Below are 25931 nucleotides of genomic sequence, written 5' to 3' on the forward strand. Positions count from 1 at the left end.
CCGAATATGATGCCAATTATGGATAACAATCAAATGCCGAATATGATGCCAATTATGGATAACAATCAACCACCAAATATGATGCCCTATCAAATGCCCATGATGCCGCCGAATCCGTATTATCAACAACCAAATCCATATCAAATGCCATATCAGCAAGGAGCGCCGTTTGGACCGCAACATACGTCTATGCCAAACCCGAATATGATGCCAATGGATAATAACATGCCGCCGCTTGTGCAGGGTGAGGAAGATTGTGGATGCGGAGGAGAAAGTAGACTATATAGTCCACAACCAGGCGGTCCGCAATATGCGAATCCTTTATATTATCAACCAACTCAGTCTGCATATGCACCACAGCCAGGAACGATGTATTATCAACCAGATCCACCAAATGTATTTGGAGAGCCCGTTTCAGAAGAAGAGGACGAAGAAGAAGTTTAAAAAGGCGGGAGTATTCCTGCCTTTTTTGCATTCCTGTTAATTAAGAAAAGGCAGTTTTTTTATGAAGTGCTAGAAAATTCCCAGTGAAATATTAACAGTGTAAAAACCTTCTCTGTTACTCATCATAAGAGGGAGCTTTTCAGTAGAGAAGCTCATTCTAACAGAGGGGGTTTTTGTATTGAATACGAAAGTAAAAGTGATTGCTGCTTCTTTGTTAGTTACTAGTGCATTAGCTGCATGTGGTACACCAAAAAACAATGCAATGGATGGACGTAACTACAATTACGAGCGTACATCTTATAATGATACACACCAGTATCGTGATAATGTGACGCGTAATGATCGTTATACAGATTATGTAACATATAGAAATGGTCGTAACGATACAGGATACAATTATTACCGTGATGTAAATTACAATGGACAAATTGCTAATCCGCATCCAACTCGTAATATTACAATGAACAATTCATACATTAACAATGATGGTAAAACAGCTGAAAGAATAACAAATCGTGTGAAACGTATGAATAACGTAGACCGTGTGTCTACAGTTGTATATGGAAACGATGTAGCGATTGCGGTAAAACCTCGTAACACAGTGACAAATGAAACGGCGATGGCGAACGAAATTCGTCAAGCGGTTTCAAATGAAGTTGGAAACAGAAACGTATATGTTTCTGTAAGAAATGATATGTTTACTCGTGTCGATGCAATGAGTACGCGTCTACGTAACGGTACAGTTACAAACGATTTTAATCGTGACATAGTGAATATGTTCCGAGACATTCGTTACGGTTTAACTGGTACAGTGCGATAGCAAAACAAAAGAGGAAGGGATAGCCCTTCCTCTTTATTCATCGTTGTCTTGTAAACGACGTTTTTTAATAAAATAACTAACGGAATAAGAAACTAAAAAGCAGATGAAAAGAATACTACCTGTTAAAATAGCTTCAAATAGAGGTCTTTCTGGACTGAAAATAATATAAATAATAGCCATAACGATTCCTACAATAAGGGAGCGGAAGACAAATTTATAATAAGGAGTTAACTTTATTTCCTTTTTCGCCTTCTTCTACATCGATTGAAACACTTAACTGCAAATAACTAAGGACGATACTTGTAAGAATAAATAATAGCTATAATGAAGATTTCGTAATTTGATCTATTCCTTCAGTGAATCCGATATAGCCTAAAATTCCAACTATGCCAATGTATTGAAAAAGAAAGACAATACGTATGTTTTTTAACGTTTGAAGAATGAGACGTTCATCCTTTATTTGTTTCATAATATCTATCTCCCGTTTATGATGATTTCGCTGTTATGTTTATTGTAATATATATATTGCATTTATCAATTTATAATTTGCGTTTGATTTATTTGGATGAAAGAGGAAATAAAATATTTTTATAAACATGTTGCACTTATACTTTATTAATGTTATATTAGCAAAGCGATGAGCTAATTTACGTAAGACGAGAGATATGCTTAAGTGCTAAACACGCGAATGTGGTCGCCTGGTCTCTCGCCGTAAACGCATCAAGACGCCTGCTTTGCAGGCGTCTTTCATTTTATATAAAAGTAAATGATACATGCAGATGAGGTGAATCCTTATCTGCATTTTTTATATTTTCGAAAGAAATGTAATATGGATAAAACCCCCATTTCCGGAAAAACTACTAATGAAAGTATGATCTTGCCTAAAAGAGGTGAACGGAAATGAAATGGATACTGATTGCGATGCAAGCTTTCGTTATGATGTTTTGTTTCGTTTATGAAACGAATGTGAAGGCGGAAGGGCCAGTACCAGAAGTAACGAAAAAAGAACCTGAGGTTACAATTTTATTAGAGCGTATGTATGTTGATGGCGAAGTAAGCGAAGAAATACTTACAGAAAAAGTGACGGATTTAGAAAAGTTTTTACAGCAGTATAAAGAATGGCAGCTCGTTGATCGTGATGATGTACAAATTGTATTGCAAAAGAAAGTTGATGATATTTCTCCGTTATTGAAAACGAGCGGGTATTTTGGTGTTTCAGAGGAAGGGATATTACAAATTTTCAAAGGTGTGCCAAAAAATGATAATGCGATCCATTCTTTCTTTCAAATTGATATGAAAAAGCTTGAGAGCTATGAACGTGCGAAATTGAAACGTGGCATTCGTATTAAATCAAAAGAAGGTTTTGTGAAGACGATTGAAAAAATGAAGCAATACGCAGTTCAAAGTAAGAAAAAAAGCAGCTCATGGTGAGCTGCTTTTTTTCTTATTTATTTTTAGCTAAAATTTCTTTTGCGATTTCATCAATTAGCATATCTTTTCCGATTGGATTGAATGCTTTCGTATTGAAGACTTCATTTGATACTTCATATACGTGATTATTTTTAACTGCTTTATTGTCTTTCCAAACGGCACTGTTTTTGTAGTCTTCGTAAACTTTATCAGCTTCGCCGCCGAAGTTTACAACGAACATTTGGTCAGGCTGGAATGCAACTAGACCTTCTAGTGATACTTGCGCCATCGTTTGTTTTAAATCCGTACCTTTTGTTGCTGGAAGTTTTAAGTCATTAAAGATGATGTCACCGTATCCGAAGCTACCGTATACACGGAAGTTTTGTGGTGTAACTGCAACGAACATAAAGTTCTCATCTTTTGTTTTCTCTTTAATTTTTTTAGATAAAGAGTCTGCTTTCTTATCGTAGTCTGCAATCCATTTGTCTGCTTTCTTCTCTTCGTCAAATAGCTTACCTACTTCTTTAAACTTACCACGCCAGTCTTCTAAGTTTGTTTCTAGAACAACTGTAGGTGCAACCTTTTCTAGTTGATCATAAATTTTTAATTGACGGTTGTTTAAAATAATTAAGTCTGGTTTTAAAGCAGTAACAGCTTCTAAATCAACTTTAGGTGCCCAGTACCAACCTACTGCTTTTACTCCATCTAACTTGTCTGTTAAGTGATTTTGGATTTTATCTTTATATGTATTTGCTGTACCAACAGGTTTATGTCCAAGAAGTAATAGTTCTTCTGTTGATCCAGATAAGTCAACAATTCTCTTTGGATTTACTGGAATTGTAGCTTCACCTTTGGCATGTTTTACAACTTTTGTTTTCGGTTGTTCTTTTGCTTTCGATTCTTCTTTTTGAGAAGAACAGCCAACGATAGAAAGAACAACAAGCATAATAGTAAATAAAATAAATAGCTTACGTTTCATCCTGATGTAACCCCTTTAATTAGTATTGATAATCATTATCGACTTCTGTATATTAAGGTGCTTTAACCTTTCTGTCAATGGAAAATAACAGAAGTTTCAAGTGGAGAACATTTGTTGGGGCAGTCTCGCTTTTCTATCATTAAATATGTTAAAATGGAATACATGATTTAAGAGGGAGAGATCGTATTTTGTTTGAATATGTTACAGGTTACGTGGAGTATGTAGGGCCGGAATATGTCGTAATTGATCATAATGGAATTGGTTATCAAATTTTCACACCAAATCCGTATGTATTTCAAAGAAGTAAGCAAGAAATCCGTGTCTATACATATCATTATGTGAGAGAAGATATTATGGCACTTTACGGTTTTAAAACACGTGAAGAGCGTTTATTATTTACAAAGTTGTTAGGCGTGTCTGGCATTGGGCCAAAAGGCGCTCTTGCAATTTTAGCTTCTGGTCAAACAGGACAGGTCGTTCAAGCGATTGAGCATGAAGATGAGAAGTTTTTAGTGAAATTCCCAGGCGTCGGAAAGAAAACAGCACGCCAAATGATTTTAGATTTAAAAGGAAAACTAGCAGATGTCGTACCAGATGCATTTGTTGATTTATTCTCAGACACAGAACGTTTTGATGAGAAGAAAGGTTCATCAGCTGAGCTTGATGAGGCACTGGAAGCTCTGCGCGCACTTGGATACGCAGAACGCGAAGTTTCTCGTGTTGTACCAGAGTTATTAAAAGAATCATTAACGACGGATCAGTATATTAAAAAGGCACTTAGTCTTTTACTAAATGGTAAGAGGTGAGTATAATGGACGAACGTCTCCTTTCAGGGGAATCTGCATATGAAGATGCGGATTTAGAATATTCATTACGGCCACAGACGCTCCGTCAGTATATTGGCCAAGATAAAGCGAAACATAATTTAGAAGTATTTATTGAAGCGGCGAAAATGCGTGAAGAGACGTTAGATCACGTGCTTTTATATGGACCACCAGGTCTTGGTAAAACGACGCTTGCGAATATTATTGCCAATGAGATGGGCGTTAATGTTAGAACAACTTCAGGTCCTGCAATTGAAAGACCAGGAGATTTAGCTGCTGTATTAACAGCGCTTCAGCCAGGGGATGTATTATTTATTGATGAAATTCATCGTTTGCATAGATCAATTGAAGAAGTATTGTATCCTGCGATGGAAGACTTTTGCCTTGATATTGTAATTGGAAAAGGACCTTCAGCACGTTCTGTACGCCTAGATTTACCGCCATTTACATTAGTTGGAGCAACGACACGTGCTGGAGCATTATCGGCACCGCTTCGTGACCGCTTCGGTGTACTTTCAAGGTTAGAGTACTACACAGTAGATCAGCTTTCTGCGATTGTTGAACGTACAGCAGAAGTATTTGAAGTTGAAATCGATTCGTTAGCTGCATTAGAAATTGCAAGACGTGCTCGTGGTACACCTCGTATTGCGAATCGTCTTTTAAGACGTGTACGTGATTTCGCGCAAGTTCGTGGTAATGGAACGGTTACGATGGAAATTACACAAATGGCATTAGAGCTACTGCAAGTAGATAAATTAGGTCTAGATCATATTGATCATAAATTACTGCTTGGTATTATTGAGAAATTCCGTGGCGGTCCAGTTGGATTAGAAACGGTTTCAGCAACAATTGGAGAAGAATCTCATACGATTGAAGATGTGTATGAGCCGTATTTATTACAAATTGGCTTTTTACAACGAACGCCGAGGGGCCGAATTGTAACGCCGCTTGCGTATGAACATTTCGGAATGGAGATACCAAAAGTATGACGGAGATGCCAAAGCTGCTTATTACAGCCGGGATCTTACTCATCGTTGTTGGATTAGCTTGGAAGTTCATTGGAAGGCTTCCAGGCGATATTTTTGTGAAAAAAGGAAACGTTACCTTTTATTTTCCTATCATTACATGTATTGTGTTAAGTATTGTATTATCTTTTATTATGTATATAATAAATCGATTTAAATAAGAAATAGGTGGATATAGCTATGGATATAAATCTGTTTGATTTTCATTTACCAGAAGAACTTATTGCACAAGTCCCGTTAGAAGAGCGTGAAACATCAAGATTAATGGTGTTAGACCGTGAAACAGGTGATATTGAGCATAAACATTTTACGGACATTCTTTCTTACTTACATGAGGGGGATTGCTTAGTTTTAAATGAAACGAAAGTTATGCCTGCTCGTTTGCACGGTGTGAAAGAAGATACAGGCGCGCACATTGAAGTACTTCTTTTAAAACAAGAAGAAGGTGATAAGTGGGAAACGCTTGTAAAGCCAGCGAAACGTGTAAAAGAAGGAACTGTTATCTCTTTTGGCGAAGGGAAATTAAAAGCAACTTGCACAGGAACTGCAGATCAAGGTGGACGTCAGCTTGAATTTTCATATGATGGCATCTTCTATGAAATTTTAGATGAACTTGGGGAAATGCCACTTCCTCCATATATTAAAGAGACGCTAGAAGATCGCGATCGCTATCAAACAGTATATGCGAAAGAAATTGGTTCAGCAGCAGCGCCGACTGCGGGACTTCACTTTACAGAAGAGCTACTTGAGAAGTTAAAGCTAAAAGGCGTTCAGTTAGCATTTATTACACTTCACGTAGGGCTTGGAACATTTAGACCAGTTTCTGCAGACACGATTGAAGAACACCATATGCACGCAGAATATTACCATATGTCTGAAGAGACAGCGGCATTATTAAATCGTGTGAAAGAGAATGGTGGACGTATTATTACTGTAGGTACGACATCAACTCGTACGTTAGAAACAATTGCAACAGATCATGACGGTAAGCTTTGCGCCGCTTCTGGATGGACAGATATTTTCATGTATCCGGGATATGAATTTAAAGCAATTGATGGTTTAATTACAAACTTCCATTTACCGAAATCAACATTAATTATGCTTGTAAGTGCATTTGCAAATAGAGATAATGTACTTCATGCTTATAATGAAGCAGTAAAAGAAAAATATCGTTTCTTTAGCTTCGGTGATGCAATGTTCGTTGCATCTCACGCTAAAATGAGAAACAAATAAAAGGAGTAAGTTATGACAGCAATTCGTTATGAATTTATTAAGACATGTAAACAAACGGGTGCCCGTTTAGGTCGTGTGCATACGCCGCACGGTTCATTTGATACACCAACATTTATGCCAGTTGGTACACTTGCAACAGTTAAGACAATGTCACCAGAAGAATTAAAAGCAATGGATTCTGGCATTATTTTAAGTAATACGTATCATTTATGGCTACGTCCAGGTCATGAAATTATTCGTGAAGCAGGCGGCTTGCATAAATTTATGAACTGGGATCGTGCAATCTTAACAGACTCTGGTGGTTTCCAAGTATTCAGTTTAAGTGACTTCCGTCGTATTGAAGAGGAAGGCGTTCACTTCCGCAATCACTTAAATGGAGATAAATTATTCTTATCACCAGAAAAAGCGATGGAAATCCAAAATGCATTAGGTTCAGATATTATGATGGCATTTGATGAGTGTCCACCATTCCCAGCTACTTTTGAATATATGAAGAAATCTGTAGAGCGTACGAGCCGCTGGGCAGAACGTTGCTTAAAAGCGCATGAACGTCCGCAAGATCAAGGTTTATTCGGTATTGTACAGGGCGGGGAGTACGAAGAGCTTCGTCGTCAAAGTGCGAAAGATCTTGTTTCAATGGACTTCCCTGGTTACGCTGTAGGTGGTTTATCTGTTGGTGAACCGAAAGATATTATGAACCGTGTTCTTGAGTTTACAACACCACTTCTTCCAGATAATAAGCCTCGTTACTTAATGGGTGTAGGTTCTCCTGACTCGTTAATCGATGGCGCAATTCGTGGTATTGATATGTTTGACTGCGTACTTCCAACTCGTATCGCTCGAAATGGTACATGTATGACAAGTGAAGGTCGCCTCGTTGTAAAAAATGCGAAATTCGCAAGGGACTTCGGTCCGCTTGATCCAAACTGTGATTGCTACACATGTAAAAACTACTCTCGTGCGTACATTCGTCACTTAATGAAATGTGATGAAACGTTCGGAATTCGTTTAACGTCTTATCACAACCTTCATTTTCTGTTAAACTTAATGGAGCAGGTGAGACAAGCTATTCGTGAAGACCGTCTTGGCGATTTCCGCGAAGAGTTCTTTGAACAGTATGGCTTTAATAAACCGAATGCTAAAAACTTCTAATACATAATTTAAAAGGAGGAACAAAAGATGAATGCAGGTATGATGAATATCGTTATGATCGTTGCGATGTTTGCGATTTTCTATTTCTTATTAATTCGCCCGCAACAAAAACGTCAAAAAGCAGTTGCTCAAATGCAAAGTGAGTTAGCAAAAGGTGATGCTATCGTAACAATCGGTGGTTTACACGGTACAATCGAATCAGTAGATGAGACGAAAATTGTTATTAAATCTGGTGGTTCACACTTAACGTTCGATCGCAATGCGATTCGTGAAGTTGTGAAAAACTAATTTGGAAGGCCCTGCATGAAATATGCAGGGCCTTTTTTAGTTACTTTGCTTTGACATATTTACACCGAAAATACCACCGAGTGTACTCGCCCCCATTAATGCTAATTGATAAAGTAATTGTGAGTTCGATAAAGTTTGAGAAAAGCCTAAATAGTTAACTAGAAAAACGAGTATAGTGAACGTGAGACCTGTTGTGAGACCTACTAGCCAACCTTTTCCTTGAGCCTTTTTGCCGGCAGTAAATCCAGACATAAGCATAGATAAAAGAGCGAGTATAAAAATAGTAACGGTTAATGTCCCTTCGTTTATATTCGTAAACTTTAATAAAAGAGCCATAATCATACTAGTAATAGATGCGAGAATTAGTAGTGTAACAATACCGAAGCCAATTGCAGTTGATAATTTTTTCGTTCCATCCATTTATGCATTCCCCCTTTTTAATACAAGCATATTTTCCTTTTGTCTAAGTTAGACTAGTTTCTTTTTTATAGGGGAGTCTATACGTAAAAAAGGAGATGTAGAAATGGAATGGATATCAATAATTGGACGGACAATGCTTTTGTATATCATCATCTTAATTATTTTTCGTCTTATGGGTAAACGTGAGATAGGAGAGCTAAGTGTATTGGATTTAGTCGTATTTATTATGCTTGGAGAAATGGCTGTAGTGGCAATTGAAAATACCGATAAATCACTTTGGCATCAATTAGTTCCGATGACTTTTCTTATGTGCATCCAAATTATTTTGTCAGTCATTTCCTTAAAGTATCAACGCTTTCGGCATTTAATAGAAGGTGAGCCGGCTATTCTTGTAAACGCGGGAAAGATTGATGAAAAGAAGATGAGAAAGCAACGTTATAATATAGATGATTTAATGATGCAATTAAGGGAACAAGGAGTTGGAGATATTCGGGATGTAGAATATGCTATTTTGGAACCGTCTGGGAAGTTATCTGTCTTTCAAAAACAAAAAAATAAACAAGATGCATTGCAGTTTACTCTTCCTCTTATTATTGATGGAGAAATTCAATCTAGTCATTTACAAATGATTGAACATACAGATGCATGGCTTATTGAGAAATTAAAAAACTTAGGTTATAACGATGTAACACAAATTTTATACTGTAGTTTTCAAAACGGAAAATTTTTTGTTGATGTAAAAGAAAATTAGAGACTTATTCTTTGAAAGAGTAAGAATGATTAGTGTAACTAATAATCAGTGGAGATTACCCCACTGATTAAAGTTTCACCTTATTTCAAAAATGAAAGTTTACGAATGATAGGGAGACGACTTAACTCTTCTTTTCGAATGAGTTTGAAAGTGAAGAGAAGTACGATATAAACAATTGTTGTTAAAGTGATTTCCCATAATGTTTGTATGCCAAGGGCATGAGAGAAAATAATATATTTATGAAGATAAAAACCGAAGGCGCCTGCGATACCGATGGCAAGTCCGCCGAAAATATAGTCTTTTGCGTAAATGGTAAATGTAATCTTTTTTAAAACAGTAGCGTAGTGAAGAAATGTTACTGTTACAATATTTGCTGCAATAGCGAGAGCAACCCCCATCATTTGAAATTCTGGCCTTGATGCTAGTACAAAAATAACGATTAATTTCACGATGGCTCCAATAAATGTATTCATCATTGCAGCTCTTGCTAAGTTTAAAGCTTGCAAAACAGAGGTAAGTGGACTTTGGAAATAATGAAATAAAAAGCAAGGCGCAAGAAGTTGAATGAATGCTGTTGCGCTGTCTGATCCATACATAAGAGTTAAAACAGGAGAAGCGAATACGTATAATATAACGACAGACCATCCGCCGGTAATTAATGAAATTCGAAGTGCTTGTTGTAAACGGTGCTCCACTAATTTATGTTGTCTTTTTGCCATTGCTTCACTAATAGAAGGGACGAGCGCTGTAGAGAGAGCGTATGTAATAAAGGCGGGTAGTGATAGAAGCGGGAATGCATAACCGTTTAATATACCGTATTGCTGGGTTGCAACAGAAGCAGCGACACCAGCGATTGCTAAGCTTTGCATAACGACAATAGGTTCAAAAAAATATGAAACGGAGCCGATTAAACGACTTCCTGTAGTTGGGAGGGCAATATCCATCAGAGAATAAAATGTCCCTTTGCTTTCCTTTACAGTAGTGAAAAATCCAGAGCGTATTGATAAATGTTTTTCTCGCTGAAATAACGTGAGTAAAAATAATAACGATGCAACTTCACCGAGAACAGCTGATAACATAGCGCCGGCTGCAGCGTATTCTATGCCGTAAGGTAAAAATAATTGAATGCATATAGCGATAATGGTAATGCGGACGACTTGTTCTAGAACTTGCGCATAAGCGCTAGGTTTCATGTTTTGTTTCCCTTGAAAATAACCACGCAAAACAGAAGAAACAGCAATAACAGGAACAACGGGCAAAATGGCCATTAATGGATAGTACGTTCTTTCGTCGGTTAATAATGTTTTTGCTAAAATAGGTGTGAGGAACATAATTCCGATTGTTAAAATGATACTAATAACGGATGTAACAGCTAGTGATACGGTTAATATTTTTTTAACTCTTTGTTTATCGTTCACAGCTTCCGCTTCTGCTACAAATTTTGCGATTGCGACAGGAAGACCAATTTGTGTCAATGTAATTGCTAAAATGAATGTAGGAACGGCCATCATATAAAGACCAACGCCTTCTTCTCCCAAAATACGTGCCATTACTATGCGGTTGATAAAGCCAAGTATTTTTGTAATAAAGCCGGCTATCATTAAAATAAATGCGCCTTTTAAAAAGCTTTGTCTCGTCATGTTCTTCTCCTACCTTCTCAAAATCAATGGAATGATTTACAATAATTTATATGCACGTACGAGACAAGAATGACAAGCATTTAAGAGAGTGAAATATGATAGTGCTCTTGAAAGTAGTTATTGCTGTCCATTAGAGCGGGAATAAAAGCGACTTTTCGTGCGAAATAAGAAGGAGATGTTATAGATGTTAGATAGAGAGGCTTTGGTAGAATCATACCGCGGACAGTTACAAGTCGTTTTAGAAAGTAAAGTAGAAGAGTTTCAAATGTTCGGCTACGACAGAGTGACAGATGATGACATTTGGAAGTTTCTTAAAGTGAAAAAGTGGAAGAAGATAGACAGCGATGTTAGATTGTATGAATTAGTTAATGACGTATTAACAGTAAGTGCTAATGAATATATGACATATTTAACTGTTGAAGCATATCAAGCGCCACTTTGGTCATTTGATGAATATGAAAATAAATAACCGACTGCAATTGGTTTGTTCTTCCTTTTGCAGTATAATGATAGGTATTGATAATCAGGAAATAATTATGTCTAAGATCATATATAAAGGAGGTAGTGAAGAGAGAAAACAAATAATGAAAGTGCAGGTATCGTGAAAACGTACCGGCACAGCTAGTGATGAGCTAGCAAAATTATAGAAAGGAAGTCTACTAACTAGACGTATGCACACGTGTAAAAGTGAATCGTAAGAGATTTATTTAAAGTGTTAGTAGCGGAAAGAGGGTACATATGGCAAAGCGTGGTACGAGAATTGCCGCCTTTTTCCTCATCGTTTTATTAATCGGTGGAGTAATTGGTGCGGCAGGAAAAGACATAGCAAAAGGAATTAGTCTAGGACTAGACCTTCGCGGTGGTTTTGAAATTCTGTATGAAGTAAAACCAGCCAAAAAAGGTGACAAAATCGATCGAGACGTACTTGTAAGTACAGTAGGTGCTCTTGAGAATCGTGTCAATGTTCTCGGTGTAAGTGAGCCGAACATTCAAATCGAAGGGCAAGATCGAATTCGTGTACAGCTTGCTGGTGTACAAGATCAGCAAAAAGCACGTGAAATGTTATCAACACAAGCGAAATTAACATTCCGTGATGTAGATGATAATCTTCTTATGGACGGAACGGATTTAAAAGGCGGCGGAGCGAAGCAAACATTTGATGAGCAAGGCCGTGCGAGCGTAGGTCTTACACTAAAGAGCGCTGAAAAATTCCGTGAAGTAACTGAAAAAATTTCAAAAATGCCACCACCAACGAATTTAATGGTAATTTGGCTTGATTTTGAAGAAGGAAAAGATTCGTACAAAGCAGAATCTGCAAAACCGAATCCGAAGTTCTTATCAGCAGCAACAGTAAACCAAGTATTTAACCAAGCTGAAGTATCTATCGTAGGTGGAAACTTCACAGTTGAAAGTGCGAAACAACTTTCATCTTTATTAAATGCAGGTGCACTTCCTGTTGATTTAAAAGAAATGTATTCAACATCTGTTGGAGCGAAGTTTGGTCAACAAGCGTTAGAGCAAACGATTTTCGCTAGTGCGATTGGTATCGCTCTTATTTTCTTATTTATGCTTGTATTCTACCGTTTACCAGGACTTGTAGCGGTTATTATGTTAGGTTTATACATTTTCGTTACATTACTTGTCTTTAACTGGATGCATGCAGTTCTTACGTTGCCAGGTATTGCGGCGTTAGTGCTCGGAGTAGGTATCGCAGTTGATGCGAATATTATTACGTACGAGAGACTGAAAGAAGAGTTGAAAATTGGTAAGTCCATGATGTCGGCATTCCGCGCTGGTAACCATCGTTCATTAGCAACAATTCTAGATGCAAACGTTACAACTCTTGCGGCAGCTGGTGTGTTATTCGTTTATGGTAATAGCTCTGTAAAAGGATTCGCAACAAGTTTAATCGTAAGTATTTTAGTTGGTTTTATTACGAACGTATTCGGTACTCGTTTCTTACTAGGTTTACTTGTAAAGAGCCGTTACTTTGATAAAAAACCAGGATATTTTGGTGTGAAACAAAAGGATATTATTCCATTAACAAAAGGTGTAGTACATCCGCCAACGAGATTTGATCGTATTAATTTCGTAAATATCGGTCATAAATTCCTTATCTTCTCGATTGTAGTTGTAATTGCGGGTGCAATTATCTTACCAATTTTCAAATTGAATCTTGGTATTGACTTTGCGAGTGGTACACGTATCGACTTGCAATCAAAACAAGCTGTTACGGTGTCTGATGTTCATAAAGATTTTAAAGAATTGAACATTGATGTGAAGGAAGAAAATATTGTACCGACTGGAGATGACAATAAAGGTTTCGCAGTTCGTACATTAGGTGTTTTATCAAAAGATGAAATTGCGAAAACAAAAACATTCTTCCACGATAAATATGGTACAGATCCAAACATAAGTACAGTTTCACCGACAATCGGTAAAGAAATTGCACGAAATGCATTTATCGCTGTACTGATTGCTTCTGCGGTTATCATTTTATACGTAAGTATTCGATTCCGATTTACGTATGCGTTATCTGCAGTACTTGCATTATTACATGACGCTTTCGTTATGGTTGTTATGTTTAGTATTTTCCAACTAGAGGTAGACTTAACGTTTATCGCTGCAGTACTAACAATCATCGGTTATTCTATTAATGACTCGATTGTTACATTTGATAGAAACCGTGAATTATACAAACAGAAAAAACGGGTGCGCGATATAAAAGATCTAGAAGAAATCGTAAATGCAAGTATTCGCCAAACGCTTGGTCGCTCGATTAATACCGTATTAACAGTGTTATTCCCAGTAATTGCACTGCTTATCTTCGGTAGTGAGTCACTACGTAACTTCTCGTTTGCGTTACTTGTTGGATTAATTGTAGGTACGTACTCTTCTGTTTTCGTTGCCTCTCAAATTTGGTTAATGCTTGAAAACCGTCGTTTGAAAAAGGGAAAAAACAAGAAGAAGGTTGAGAAAGTAGAATCTGAACCGCAAGTATAGAAAAGATGATGTCTCTTTATGAGGCATCTCTTTTTTCGTTTGTGGATACAATAAGATAGCAACTTTTTAACAGAAAGAAGATGGAAGAAAGTGGTGGTGTTATCGCTGTTTTTGTTGAAATAAAAAGATAGGTTAAGAAAAGAAGGGATTTTAATTATGGAAAAAGATGAACGTTTTAAACAGGCCGAGTTTGGTGCTATTGTCGGGATCGTTGGTAATATTATATTAGCGATTGTAAAGGCGGTAATTGGTTATATTGGGAACAGTAAAGCGCTATTAGCGGATGCCGTGCATTCTGCATCAGATGTAATAGGTTCGCTAGCTGTACTTTTTGGTTTGCGAGCGGCAAAGCAGCCACCTGATGAGGATCATCCGTATGGTCATGGTAAAGCGGAATCGATTTCAGCGATTATTGTTGCGGTATTATTATTTATTGTGGGACTTGAAATCGCGATTTCGTCTATAAAAGCTTTTTCGCAAGAACTAGAACCGCCGAAAGGAATTACGATATTTGCTGTTGTTCTTTCAATCGTCGTGAAAGAAGGAATGTTTCAATATAAATTCCGATTAGGGAAAAGAGTAAACAGTGATGCAATTATTGCAAATGCATATGAGCACCGTTCGGATGTATTTTCTTCAATTGCAGCTTTAATCGGTATTTGTGCAGCTATAATCGGTGGTAAGTTTGGTATAGACTGGCTCGTATATGCTGATCCGATTGCAGGATTAGTTGTTTCACTTCTTGTTGTAAAAATGGCATGGAGCATTGGAGCGGAAGCAATTCATGCAACGCTTGACCATGTTCTTCATGAGGAGGATGTTATTCCGCTTAGAGAGGCCGTTCTTCAAGTAGATGGTGTGAAAAAAATTGGTTCTTTATATGCACGGGAGCATGGTCATTATGTTATTGTCGATATTAAAGTGTCTGTAGATCCATACATTACCGTAGAGGAAGGACACCGTATTGGAAAACATGTGAAAGAAATACTTATGAAACAAGATAATGTACAAAATGTATTCGTACATATAAATCCGTATTCTCCAAATTAAACATCATTAACATTTTAGTATATAGATATTGCATCGTAGTTTGCATTATATTGTCACCCCTTAATCTGTCTTGTATAATGAACAGGTTAAGGGGTGATTTCGTGTTACAACCGAAGACGCGTTGGAAAGAAAAAGAATATAATGACGAGCGAGTGAGTGAATTAGCAAGTAAATTACAGTTATCGCCACTTGTCGTTTCGTTATTCCTCGGTAGAGGACTAGATACAGAAGATAAGATTTTAGATTTTTTAAATACAGAAAATCAAGAATTTCATGATCCATTTTTATTAGAAGGAATGGATAGAACGGTAGAACGTGTAAATAAGGCGATTCAAAATGGAGAGCAAATATTAATATTTGGTGATTACGATGCGGACGGAGTAAGTAGTACGACGGTTTTATATCTTGCTCTTCAAGAATTAGGTGCAGAAGTAGAATTTTACATTCCAAATCGTTTTACAGAAGGCTATGGACCGAACGAAGAAGCGTTTCGTTGGGCGCATAGCGCAGGGTTCTCACTGATTATTACTGTCGACACTGGCATCGCAGCAGTACATGAAGCGAATGTAGCGAAAGAGCTTGGAATAGATCTAATTATTACAGATCACCATGAGCCACCGCCAGAATTGCCAGAAGCACTTGCGATTATACATCCGAAATTAGAAGGTGGCGTATATCCGTTTCACTATTTAGCTGGTGTAGGTGTTGCGTTTAAAGTTGCGCATGCACTATTAGGCCGTGTACCAGAACATTTATTAGAGATTGCAGTAATCGGTACAGTAGCTGATTTAGTATCACTTCATGGTGAAAATAGGTTGCTAGTGAAACGCGGTTTAAAACATATGCGTATGACGAGAAATATTGGTTTGAAGGCATTGTTTAAAGTTGCTAACGTTTCGCAAAGTGAAATTACAGAAGAGAGTATTGGCTTCTCAATTGCACCTCGTATTAATGCGGTTGGGCGTTTAGAAGATGCTGCGCCGGCTGTACACCTTTTATTATCAGATGATCCAGAGGAAGCGAAAGAGTTGGCCGAAGAAATTGATGAGCTGAACAAACTGCGAAAAGATATTGTAAAGCAAATTACAGAAGAAGCTATCGCTGAAGTTGAAAATAACTTCCCGCCAGAAGAAAACAAAGTATTAGTACTTGCAAAAGAAGGCTGGAACCCAGGGGTAATTGGAATTGTTGCTTCTAAATTAGTTGAACGTTTTTATCGTCCGACGATTGTATTAAGCATCGATCCTATAAAAGAAACAGCAAAAGGCTCAGCACGTAGTATTGCAGGATTTGATTTGTTTGCAAACTTATCAGATTGTAGAGAGTTATTGCCACACTTCGGAGGGCATCCGATGGCAGCGGGAATGACGCTACATATGAATGATGTAGATGAATTACGTCGCCGATTAAATGAACAAGCAGATGCGATTTTAACAGAAGAAGATTTTATTCCAATTACAGCAGTTGATGTTTTTTGCAAAGTAGAGGATGTAACGCTAGCGGCAATTGAAGATATGCAAAAACTAGCCCCGTTTGGTATTGGAAATCCGAAACCACGTATTGCAGTAAAAGATGCAGAGTTAGAAAGCATTCGCGCAATCGGATCAGATGGTTCTCATTTAAAAATGGCTCTTCGTGATGGACAAGCAACACTGGATACAATTGGATTTGGTTTTGGTGCATATGCGAAAGAAATCTCTCCAGTTGCAAAAGTATCTGTAATAGGAGAAGCATCCATCAATGAATGGAATAATTTTAAGAAGCCACAACTAATGGTACAAGATATTGCTGTAGAGGCGTGGCAATTATTTGATTGGCGTAGTATGCGTAATGCAGAAGCAAATTTAGCAGAACTTCCGAAAGAAAAAATAACAATGGTGTATTTTTCTGAAGAGGTATTGAATAAATTTTCTTTAGAGAGCTATAAAGAAAAGCTCATGCATGCTTCAGAAGTAACGCATTTAAATGATCAATATATCGTGTTACTTGATTTACCAAAAGGAACAGATGAATTACGTGAGCTATTTAAGGCAGGATTCCCAGCGCGAATTTATACGCTATTTTATCAAGAGAATAACCACTTATTTAGTACAGTTCCGACGAGAGAACACTTTAAATGGTACTATTCTTTCTTAAGCCAAAAAACACCATTTTCTTTAAGACAATATGGAGAACAACTATGTCGTCATAAAGGTTGGTCAAAAGATACAGTAAATTTTATGACACAGGTGTTTTTTGAGTTAGAATTTGTTACAATAAAAGATGGCGTCATTTTTATGGCAGACAAAAAACAAAAGCGTGATTTAATTGAATCGAACACATATCGTGAGAAAATGAACCACTTACAATTAGAAAAAGAATTGGTTTATAGCACATATCAGCAACTATATACATGGTTTGAAACGATTCGTAATCATAAAGAAGTAGAACAGTTAGGGTAAAGGATTTGTATTTTACAAACCTTTTAGATCTGAGGAGGATTCAGAAATATGGATTTCAAGCAACATATCGCAATTGTACCGGATTATCCGAAAGAAGGTATTGTGTTTAAAGACATTACACCTTTAATGAATGACGGTAAAGCATACAAAGCAGCAACAGATGCAATCGTTGAATACGCAAAAGAAAGAGATATCGATGTTGTAGTAGGACCAGAAGCTCGTGGTTTCATTATCGGTTGTCCAGTTTCTTATGCGTTAGAAGTAGGATTTGCGCCAGTTCGTAAATTAGGAAAATTACCACGTGAAGTAATTACAGTTGACTACGGTAAAGAATATGGTAAAGATGTTTTAACAATCCATAAAGATGCAATTAAGCCAGGTCAACGCGTATTAATTACAGATGACCTATTAGCTACAGGTGGAACTATCGAAGCGACAATTAAGCTAGTTGAAGAACTTGGCGGAGTTGTAGCAGGGATTGCATTCTTAGTAGAGCTTACTTACTTAGATGGTCGTAAAATGTTAGATGGTTACGATGTATTAGTATTAGAAAAATACTAATCACTATATAGGTAAAACTACGGTGATAAAAAGTACCCGTGAATCTCTTGGAGAGGAGCGGGTACTTTTGTATAATTGAACAAAAAATCATGGTGAAATGTCAGTAAAATCTTTTCCTTTTCACAATTCACAATCATTGGGTTATAATGATAGAATATAATTTATTCTATTAAATAAAGATAAAGTCAATTTTCAATAAAAGGTGATTCGATGGCAAATGAGCAGGTACTAACAGCTGAACAGGTACTCGAGAAAGCAAGTCAATATTTAGTGGATGAAGATATTGAGCTAGTAGCACGTGCCTATGAATATGCACGCGATGCGCATAGCGAACAATACAGAAAATCGGGTGAACCGTATATTATTCATCCAATTCAAGTTGCAGGTATTTTAGTTGATTTACACATGGATCCAGCTACGGTATCAGCAGGTTTCTTACATGATGTAGTGGAAGATACAGAGATTACGTTAGAAGATATTGAACGGGAATTTAACAAAGAAATTGCTATGCTTGTTGATGGTGTTACGAAGCTTGGGAAGATCAAATATAAATCTCACGAACAACAACAAGCAGAAAACCATCGCAAAATGTTTATTGCAATGGCTCAAGATATTCGAGTTATTTTAATTAAACTAGCTGATCGTCTTCATAACATGCGTACATTGAAACATTTGCCTCAAGAGAAGCAGCGTCGCATAGCGAATGAAACGCTAGAAATCTTTGCACCTTTAGCACATAGACTCGGAATTAGTACTATTAAATGGGAGCTAGAGGATACGTCACTTCGCTATTTAAATCCACAACAATATTATCGTATTGTAAATTTAATGAAGCGTAAACGTGCAGAACGTGAAGAATACTTAGACGAAGTAATGACTGGTATTCGTGAGAAATTAAAAGAAGTTGCAATTCAACCTGAGATCTCTGGAAGACCGAAACATATTTACAGTATTTATCGTAAAATGGCACTGCAAAATAAACAGTTCAATGAAATTTACGATTTATTAGCTGTACGTGTTGTTGTAAATAGTATCAAAGATTGTTATGCAGTGCTTGGAATTATTCATACGTGCTGGAAGCCGATGCCAGGTCGTTTTAAAGATTATATTGCAATGCCAAAAGCAAATCTATATCAATCTCTTCATACGACTGTAATTGGACCGAAAGGTGATCCACTTGAAGTGCAAATTCGTACGAAAGAAATGCACGAAATTGCAGAATTCGGGATCGCGGCACACTGGGCATACAAAGAAGGAAAAACAGCAGAAACAACAGGTACATTAGAGAAGAAACTCACGTGGTTCCGTCAAATATTAGAATGGCAAAATGAAGCTTCTAATGCAGAAGAATTTATGGAGTCATTAAAAATTGATTTATTCTCTGACATGGTATTCGTCTTTACACCGAAAGGCGATGTAATGGAATTACCACTTGGATCGGTTCCAATTGATTTCGCGTATCGTGTCCATTCGGAAATTGGGAATAAAACAATTGGTGCAAAAGTAAACGGGAAAATGGTAACGCTGGATTATAAATTAAAAACCGGCGATATCATTGAAATTTTAACGTCGAAACATTCATATGGCCCAAGTCAAGATTGGGTAAAACTTGCTCAAACATCTCATGCGAAAAATAAAATTCGTCAATTCTTTAAGAAACAACGTAGAGACGAAAATATTGAAAAAGGCCGTGAACTTGTTGAAAAGGAAGTACGTGGTCTAGAGTATGAGATGAAAGAAGTATTAGCGCCTGATAACTTAAAACGCGTCGCTGAGAAATTTAACTTTGCAAATGAAGAAGATATGTTTGCAGCAGTTGGATATAGCGGAATTACAGCTTCGCAAATTGTTACGCGACTAACGGACAAGTTCCGCAAGCAACGCGAAGAAGAAGAAATTGTTGAAGTTAAAGAAGTTCGTAAACCGATGAAAATTCGAAAATGGGATTCTGGTGTAAAGGTAAGCGGTGCTGATAATTTATTAATCCGTTTATCGAAATGCTGTAACCCAGTTCCGGGTGATGATATCGTTGGGTATATTACGAAAGGCCGAGGTGTATCGATTCACCGCCGTGATTGTGTAAATGTTCATACAGAAGAAGCGATAGAACGTTTATTAGAAGTTGAGTGGGAAGGTAGCCCTGAAAAAGAAATAGAGTATAACGTTGATATTGAAATTTCAGGTTACGATCGCCGCGGTTTATTAAATGAAGTACTGCAAGCTGTTACAGAGACGAAAACATACATTTCAGCTGTTTCTGGTAGAAGTGACCGTAATAAGATGGCAACAATTAATATGTCAATCTCGATTCGTAACTTACAACACTTGAAAAAAGTAGTAGAACGCATTAAACGCGTTCCAGAAATTTATGCAGTACGACGCATGATGCATTAATAGGGAGTGTAGAAAGATGAGAGTTGTTTTACAACGATCAAAGAAAGCGTCTGTCACAGTAGACGGTGAGATCGTAGGACAAATTCCGTTCGGTTTAACATTACTAGTTGGCATTACGCACGAAGATACAGAAAAAGATGCAACTTACATTGCGGAAAAAATTGCAAACTTACGTATTTTTGAAGATGAGAGCGGAAAGATGAATCATTCTGTACTTGATGTAGAAGGACAAGTTCTATCTATTTCGCAATTCACATTATACGGAGATTGCCGCAAGGGAAGACGTCCAAACTTTATGGATGCTGCGAAACCTGATTATGCAGAGCGTTTATACGATTTCTTTAATGAAGAAGTTCGTAAACAAGGATTACATGTGGAAACAGGGAAGTTCGGAGCAATGATGGATGTTTCTTTAATCAATGATGGTCCGGTGACCTTAATTGTAGAAAGTAAATAGTGTTGATAAAAAAGAGAGGGTTATATAATCCTCTCTTTTTTATACATTGTTGTATGTTTTGTTCATTTATTTGGAATTAATAGCAGTTTTGGTTATGTATAACTCTTTCATCAATATGGAACAATAAAAAGTAAAACATCCATATTGAATGTGAGGGATATACGTATGCGTATGAATGAAAAAGGGCATTCTGTTACAAATGGTGCAAATCAACTATTTAACGTGAATTTTCATGATTTTATTTCAAAAGAGCAAAACAATACTTCAATGGAGCTTGCTTCCGAGTTTGGGATTTCTCTTCAAGATGTAAAGCGTTTAAAGAAGCAGATTGAACGTTCTTAGAGCACTTGACAATCCTACTTAACAAACGTATAGTAATTTTATATTTACATATGAATATAACCGTTGATAGAGAAGAGTAAATGAGACACACATGGAAAGAGAAGGAATGTCTTAGGCTGAAAACATTTCTACATGATGACTGATTGAATGACACTCTAGAGGTTTCAACTTGAACGGCATATACGCTTAGTAGGGATGAACGCATATTTAAGCGTTATTAAAAAAGTGGAAGCATAAGTGCTTCAATTAGGGTGGCACCACGGGTATAATACTCTCGTCCCTACTGTTCAAACAGTAGAGGCGGGAGTTTTTTTATTTTTATTAAGATTAAAACAATTTGAGGAGGAACTGAATATGTCTATTCAAATCCCACGCGGAACGCAAGATATTCTTCCAGGCACTGTTGAGTTATGGCAGTATATCGAAGGGCAAGCACGCGAAATTTGCCGTCGTTACAATTATAAAGAAATTCGTACACCAATTTTTGAGCACACTGAGCTATTTTTACGCGGTGTTGGTGATACGACAGATATCGTACAAAAAGAAATGTACTCATTCCAAGATCGTGGAGAGCGTAGCTTAACATTACGTCCAGAAGGTACTGCACCTGTTGTACGTTCTTACGTTGAAAATAAAATGTTTGGTGATGCAACACAACCAACGAAATTATACTATATCGGTCAAATGTTCCGTTATGAAAGACCACAAGCAGGTCGCTATCGTCAATTCGTACAATTCGGTATCGAAGCAATCGGCAGTAATGACCCTGCAATTGATGCAGAAGTAATTGCACTTGCTGTTGAATTTTACCGCGGCATGGGCTTAAAAAATATTAAAGTTGTATTAAACAGTTTAGGTGACGCAGCGAGCCGTCAAGCACACCGTGATGCATTAATCGCACACTTTGAGCCACGTATCGGCGAATTCTGTTCTGACTGTCAATCTCGCTTAGAAAAGAATCCACTTCGAATTTTAGACTGTAAGAAGGACCGTAACCATGAATTAATGGGAACAGCACCATCTATTACAGAATACTTAAACGAAGATTCAGCAATATACTACGACAAAGTTCAAGAACTATTAACGATGATGGATGTTCCGTTTGAAAAAGATCCGAACTTAGTGCGTGGTTTAGACTACTACCAACACACTGTTTTTGAAATTATGAGTGAGGCAGAAGGTTTCGGTGCGATCACTACATTAAGCGGTGGTGGCCGTTATAACGGACTTGTACAAGAAATCGGTGGACCAGAAATGCCAGGTATCGGTTTTGCAATGAGTATTGAACGTTTAATTATGGCGCTAAAAGCTGAAAACATTGAATTACCACTTGAACATAGTATTGATTGTTACGTTGTGGCGCTTGGCGAAAAAGCGAAAGACCATGCTGCAAAAGTTGCGTTCGATCTTCGTAAAGCTGGATTGTCAGTTGAAAAAGATTATTTAGATCGTAAAATGAAAGCACAATTTAAATCAGCAGATCGTCTAAAGGCGAAATTTGTAGCTGTATTAGGAGAAGATGAGCTAGATAAAGGCATCATTAACTTAAAAGATATGGCAACAGGTGAACAAGAAGAAGTAGCGTTAGATGTATTTGCTTCATACGTAGCAGAGAAATTAATATAGGGGGAACTTACAGTGGCTGAAAGAACACATGCATGTGGAAAAGTAACAGTAGAAGCTGTTGGACAAACAGTTCAATTAAAAGGTTGGGTACAAAAACGCCGTGACTTAGGTGGATTAATCTTTATCGATTTACGTGACCGTACAGGTATCGTACAAGTTGTATTTAACCCAGAAACATCAAAAGAAGCGTTAGAAGTAGCAGAAACAATTCGTAGCGAGTACGTATTACACGTAGAAGGTACAGTTGTTGAACGTGGTGAAGGCGCAATTAATGACAATATGGCAACTGGTCGTATTGAAGTACAAGCAACGAAAGTAAATGTACTAAATGCAGCGAAAACAACGCCAATCATCATTGCTGATGATACAGATGCATCAGAAGATGTGCGTTTAAAATATCGTTATTTAGACTTACGTCGCCCAGTAATGTTTAACACATTCAAAATGCGTCATGACGTAACGAAAACAATTCGTAACTTCTTAGACACAGAAGAGTTCTTAGAAGTAGAAACACCAATTTTAACGAAAAGCACGCCAGAAGGAGCTCGTGACTATTTAGTACCAAGTCGTGTGCATGATGGTGAATTCTATGCACTACCACAGTCACCACAGTTATTTAAACAGCTTCTTATGGTCGGCGGATTTGAGCGTTACTATCAAGTAGCACGTTGTTTCCGTGATGAAGATTTACGTGCGGATCGTCAACCGGAATTCACGCAAATCGATATCGAAGCTTCATTCTTAACACAAGATGAAATTTTAGATATGATGGAGCGTATGATGACGAAAGTTATGAAGGATGCAAAAGGTGTAGAAGTTAGTGCACCATTCCCTCGTATGAAATATGCTGATGCAATGGCTCGCTACGGTTCTGATAAGCCAGATACACGCTTTGAAATGGAACTAACAGACTTATCTGAGTTTGCAGCAGGTTGTGGCTTTAAAGTGTTTACAAGTGCTGTAGAAAGCGGCGGACAAGTAAAAGCAATCAATGCAAAAGGTGCTGCAAGTAAATATTCTCGTAAAGACATCGATGCATTAACTGAATTCGTGAAAGTATACGGTGCAAAAGGTTTAGCTTGGCTTAAAGTTGAAGAAGACGGTTTAAAAGGACCGATTGCAAAATTCTTCGGTGAAGAAGATGCAAATGTGTTAATGAGCACATTAGAGGCTACTGCTGGCGACTTATTACTATTCGTAGCAGATAAGAAGAGCGTTGTTGCAGATAGCTTAGGTGCACTTCGCTTACGTCTAGGTAAAGAGCTTGAGTTAATTGACGAAAGTAAATATAATTTCCTATGGGTAACGGATTGGCCACTTCTTGAGTACGATGAAGATGCAGATCGTTACTTCGCAGCTCACCACCCATTCACAATGCCATTCCGTGAAGACGTTGAGTTACTAGAAACAGCACCAGAAAAAGCACGTGCACAAGCATATGACCTTGTATTAAACGGTTATGAGCTTGGTGGTGGATCACTTCGTATTTACGAGCGTGACGTACAAGAAAAAATGTTCAAAGTACTTGGATTCTCACAAGAAGAAGCGCAAGAGCAATTCGGATTCTTATTAGAAGCATTCGAATACGGTACACCACCACACGGCGGTATTGCATTAGGTTTAGATCGTCTTGTTATGCTGCTTGCAGGCCGTACGAACCTTCGTGATACAATTGCATTCCCGAAAACAGCAAGCGCAAGCTGCTTATTAACAGAAGCTCCAAGCCCAGTTGCAGAAGCACAGCTTGAAGAGTTAAACTTAAAATTAAGCTTAAAAGAAGAGAAGTAAGAATAGGGTCTAGATGGTTATACTATAACCGTCTAGACTTTTTTTGAGAGGTTGTTTAAAAAGTCCGGTTTAGATAACTGTCGCATCTCATCGTTGCTTCGCCAGTCCGGTGCTCGAGTAGTATTTTTCTACACTGCGCTCCTCCTGGCTTCAGCGCCTCGATCTGCTCGGTTCTCTGAATCCTCTTTTTTAAACGTGTATTTAGGAAGAAATGAAATTCTGGTCTATGTTTTCATTTTCGAAATATGTATTTTTAGGAATTCTATAACTTTTTCTATACAAATAGTCGGAAAAACGCTAGAATACATGGTAGACCATTTTTGTAATAGGAGTGTAGAGCTGAATGTTACATCAATTTTCACGTAATGAATTAGCCTTCGGTAAAGAAGGACTTGAAATATTAAAAAATAGTACAGTCGGTATTTTAGGAATTGGCGGCGTAGGCTCTTTTGCAGCTGAAGCGTTAGCACGTTCTGGCGTTGGACGTCTTGTATTAGTTGATAAAGACGTTGTAGATATTACAAACGTAAACCGTCAAATTCACGCTTTAGTATCTACTGTAGGACGTTCAAAAGTAGAATTAATGAAAGAGCGTATTGCAGACATTAATCCGGAATGTGAAGTAATTGGACTAGAAATGTTTTATACAGATGAAACATATGAAGAGTTCTTTAAACACGGTTTAGATTTCGTAGTGGATGCATCTGATACGATTACGTTCAAAATCCATTTAATTAAACAATGTTTACGTCGTAAAATTAAAATTATCTCATGTATGGGTGCAGCAAATAAAATGGACCCAACTCGTTTCCGTATTGCGGACATTTCTAAAACACATACAGATCCAATTGCGAAAGTCATTCGTACGAAGCTTCGTAAAGAGGGGATTAAAAAAGGTGTAAAAGTTGTCTTCTCTGACGAAAACCCAATCGTAATTCGTGAAGAGGTACGTAAAGAAATTGTACCAGACGAAAATGCAAAAATTCGTAAGGCGAAATTACCGCCTTCATCAAATGCATTCGTACCATCTGTGGCAGGCTTAATTATGGCAAGTCACGTTGTACGTGAACGTATTAAAAATGTAGAAGTGAAACGTGTAGGGCAAGAATAAAAGAAAAGCATATATCCATTTTGGATATATGCTTTTTTATATGTATTAAAGAAATATGGATATTTGCATTACTACTAGTTCAAATGTAAGTAAGGTTAGTAAGTAAAAATCATATTTATCTGATTTATAGGCGGATGTCTTTTTTAGACTGTTAATGGTGAAAAGAGCTAAA

At 37.3% G+C, this 25931-nt stretch carries 23 protein-coding genes, 2 pseudogenes and 1 other annotated feature; of the genes and pseudogenes, 21 read left to right on the forward strand and 4 right to left on the reverse strand.

All coding sequences use genetic code 11. The features are described 5' to 3' along the window. Both ABWK52_RS11525 and ABWK52_RS11530 read left to right on the forward strand, forming a co-directional pair. Window positions 1–444: pseudogene (locus tag ABWK52_RS11525) on the forward strand (peptigoglycan-binding protein LysM); the annotation flags it as partial. Window positions 445–622: 178 nt separating this feature from the next. Then, a complete protein-coding gene (locus tag ABWK52_RS11530; RefSeq protein WP_001093544.1) occupies window positions 623–1264 on the forward strand; it encodes a YhcN/YlaJ family sporulation lipoprotein in 642 nt (213 codons plus the stop codon). Between the two features lie 33 nt (window positions 1265–1297). On the opposite strand, the pseudogene ABWK52_RS11535 reads toward ABWK52_RS11530, so the two are convergent. After that, window positions 1298–1733, reverse strand: a pseudogene (locus ABWK52_RS11535) (branched-chain amino acid ABC transporter substrate-binding protein). Window positions 1734–2164: 431 nt separating this feature from the next. Here ABWK52_RS11535 and ABWK52_RS11540 point away from each other — a divergent pair. Further along, window positions 2165–2695, forward strand: coding sequence for a BofC C-terminal domain-containing protein (locus tag ABWK52_RS11540; RefSeq protein ID WP_000871174.1), 531 nt, complete (start codon window positions 2165–2167; stop codon window positions 2693–2695). 13 nt (window positions 2696–2708) lie between these two features. On the opposite strand, the gene ABWK52_RS11545 is transcribed toward ABWK52_RS11540, so the two are convergent. After that, window positions 2709–3653: an iron-hydroxamate ABC transporter substrate-binding protein gene (locus ABWK52_RS11545; protein WP_048567729.1), complete on the reverse strand. Its 945-nt coding sequence runs from the start codon at window positions 3651–3653 to the stop codon at window positions 2709–2711. 188 nt (window positions 3654–3841) lie between these two features. On the opposite strand from ABWK52_RS11545, the gene ruvA reads away from it, so the two are divergent. From ruvA to yajC, 6 genes are read left to right on the forward strand one after another with little or no spacing between them, the layout of a single operon-like run. Next, entirely contained in the window at window positions 3842–4459 is a 618-nt protein-coding gene (gene ruvA, locus ABWK52_RS11550) for a Holliday junction DNA helicase RuvA (RefSeq protein ID WP_000464511.1), read from the forward strand. Window positions 4460–4464: 5 nt separating this feature from the next. After that, window positions 4465–5466, forward strand: a complete 1002-nt coding sequence (gene ruvB / locus ABWK52_RS11555) for a Holliday junction branch migration DNA helicase RuvB (RefSeq protein ID WP_000344449.1) — start codon at window positions 4465–4467, stop codon at window positions 5464–5466. Continuing rightward, window positions 5463–5663: a DUF2905 domain-containing protein gene (locus ABWK52_RS11560; protein ID WP_000138162.1), complete on the forward strand. Its 201-nt coding sequence runs from the start codon at window positions 5463–5465 to the stop codon at window positions 5661–5663. Before ruvB ends, ABWK52_RS11560 begins: the two co-directional genes overlap by 4 nt. Before the next feature lie 19 nt (window positions 5664–5682). After that, the gene (queA, locus tag ABWK52_RS11565; protein WP_098283568.1) at window positions 5683–6735 is read left to right on the forward strand and encodes a tRNA preQ1(34) S-adenosylmethionine ribosyltransferase-isomerase QueA; all 1053 of its coding nucleotides are present in this window, start codon (window positions 5683–5685) and stop codon (window positions 6733–6735) included. Between the two features lie 12 nt (window positions 6736–6747). Further along, window positions 6748–7887 carry a tRNA guanosine(34) transglycosylase Tgt gene (gene tgt, locus ABWK52_RS11570; RefSeq protein WP_000125365.1) on the forward strand — a complete coding sequence of 380 codons (1140 nt, stop codon included), beginning with the start codon at window positions 6748–6750 and terminating at the stop codon, window positions 7885–7887. A 27-nt stretch (window positions 7888–7914) separates the two neighbouring features. Beyond that, window positions 7915–8175, forward strand: a complete 261-nt coding sequence (gene yajC, locus ABWK52_RS11575) for a preprotein translocase subunit YajC (RefSeq protein ID WP_000991115.1) — start codon at window positions 7915–7917, stop codon at window positions 8173–8175. Between the two features lie 36 nt (window positions 8176–8211). Here the strand turns inward: yajC and ABWK52_RS11580 are convergent, their stop codons facing one another. Then, window positions 8212–8595 (reverse strand): TIGR04086 family membrane protein, encoded by a 384-nt coding sequence (locus tag ABWK52_RS11580; RefSeq protein ID WP_000349150.1) that lies wholly within the window; start codon window positions 8593–8595, stop codon window positions 8212–8214. A 103-nt stretch (window positions 8596–8698) separates the two neighbouring features. On the opposite strand from ABWK52_RS11580, the gene ABWK52_RS11585 reads away from it, so the two are divergent. Beyond that, window positions 8699–9346: a DUF421 domain-containing protein gene (locus ABWK52_RS11585; RefSeq protein ID WP_053512758.1), complete on the forward strand. Its 648-nt coding sequence runs from the start codon at window positions 8699–8701 to the stop codon at window positions 9344–9346. An 80-nt stretch (window positions 9347–9426) separates the two neighbouring features. Here ABWK52_RS11585 and spoVB read toward each other — a convergent pair whose 3' ends face one another. Then, complete coding sequence (gene spoVB / locus ABWK52_RS11590; RefSeq protein ID WP_000198300.1) at window positions 9427–10986, reverse strand: stage V sporulation protein B; 1560 nt, start codon at window positions 10984–10986, stop codon at window positions 9427–9429. A 184-nt stretch (window positions 10987–11170) separates the two neighbouring features. On the opposite strand from spoVB, the gene ABWK52_RS11595 reads away from it, so the two are divergent. The 11 genes from ABWK52_RS11595 (at window position 11171) to ABWK52_RS11645 (ending at window position 25759) form a co-directional block, all read left to right on the forward strand. Then, window positions 11171–11455, forward strand: coding sequence for a post-transcriptional regulator (locus ABWK52_RS11595; protein ID WP_000886978.1), 285 nt, complete (start codon window positions 11171–11173; stop codon window positions 11453–11455). A 269-nt stretch (window positions 11456–11724) separates the two neighbouring features. After that, the gene (gene secDF / locus ABWK52_RS11600; RefSeq protein ID WP_001119065.1) at window positions 11725–13989 is read left to right on the forward strand and encodes a protein translocase subunit SecDF; all 2265 of its coding nucleotides are present in this window, start codon (window positions 11725–11727) and stop codon (window positions 13987–13989) included. Window positions 13990–14145: 156 nt separating this feature from the next. Beyond that, a complete protein-coding gene (locus ABWK52_RS11605) occupies window positions 14146–15039 on the forward strand; it encodes a cation diffusion facilitator family transporter (RefSeq protein ID WP_000409741.1) in 894 nt (297 codons plus the stop codon). Window positions 15040–15140: 101 nt separating this feature from the next. Continuing rightward, the gene (recJ, locus tag ABWK52_RS11610) at window positions 15141–17480 is read left to right on the forward strand and encodes a single-stranded-DNA-specific exonuclease RecJ (RefSeq protein ID WP_098022430.1); all 2340 of its coding nucleotides are present in this window, start codon (window positions 15141–15143) and stop codon (window positions 17478–17480) included. Window positions 17481–17528: 48 nt separating this feature from the next. Next, window positions 17529–18041, forward strand: a complete 513-nt coding sequence (locus ABWK52_RS11615) for an adenine phosphoribosyltransferase (protein WP_000346215.1) — start codon at window positions 17529–17531, stop codon at window positions 18039–18041. Window positions 18042–18251: 210 nt separating this feature from the next. Further along, window positions 18252–20435 (forward strand): GTP diphosphokinase, encoded by a 2184-nt coding sequence (relA, locus tag ABWK52_RS11620; protein ID WP_001262811.1) that lies wholly within the window; start codon window positions 18252–18254, stop codon window positions 20433–20435. Window positions 20436–20451: 16 nt separating this feature from the next. Further along, window positions 20452–20892, forward strand: a complete 441-nt coding sequence (locus tag ABWK52_RS11625; protein ID WP_001266965.1) for a D-tyrosyl-tRNA(Tyr) deacylase — start codon at window positions 20452–20454, stop codon at window positions 20890–20892. Between the two features lie 165 nt (window positions 20893–21057). Further along, entirely contained in the window at window positions 21058–21234 is a 177-nt protein-coding gene (locus ABWK52_RS11630; RefSeq protein WP_001242605.1) for a hypothetical protein, read from the forward strand. A gap of 54 nt (window positions 21235–21288) precedes the next feature. Continuing rightward, window positions 21289–21519 (forward strand) — a binding site (T-box leader). Window positions 21520–21588: 69 nt separating this feature from the next. Then, a complete protein-coding gene (gene hisS, locus ABWK52_RS11635; RefSeq protein ID WP_000027081.1) occupies window positions 21589–22860 on the forward strand; it encodes a histidine--tRNA ligase in 1272 nt (423 codons plus the stop codon). A gap of 12 nt (window positions 22861–22872) precedes the next feature. Further along, entirely contained in the window at window positions 22873–24648 is a 1776-nt protein-coding gene (gene aspS, locus ABWK52_RS11640) for an aspartate--tRNA ligase (protein WP_098341271.1), read from the forward strand. A gap of 343 nt (window positions 24649–24991) precedes the next feature. Next, window positions 24992–25759 carry a tRNA threonylcarbamoyladenosine dehydratase gene (locus ABWK52_RS11645; protein WP_000903176.1) on the forward strand — a complete coding sequence of 256 codons (768 nt, stop codon included), beginning with the start codon at window positions 24992–24994 and terminating at the stop codon, window positions 25757–25759. Window positions 25760–25931: the final 172 nt, after the last annotated feature.

Origin of the sequence: Bacillus sp. AP50 (genome assembly GCF_040492675.1) — a bacterium.
GTDB classification, from domain to species: Bacteria; Bacillota; Bacilli; order Bacillales; family Bacillaceae_G; genus Bacillus_A; species Bacillus_A cereus.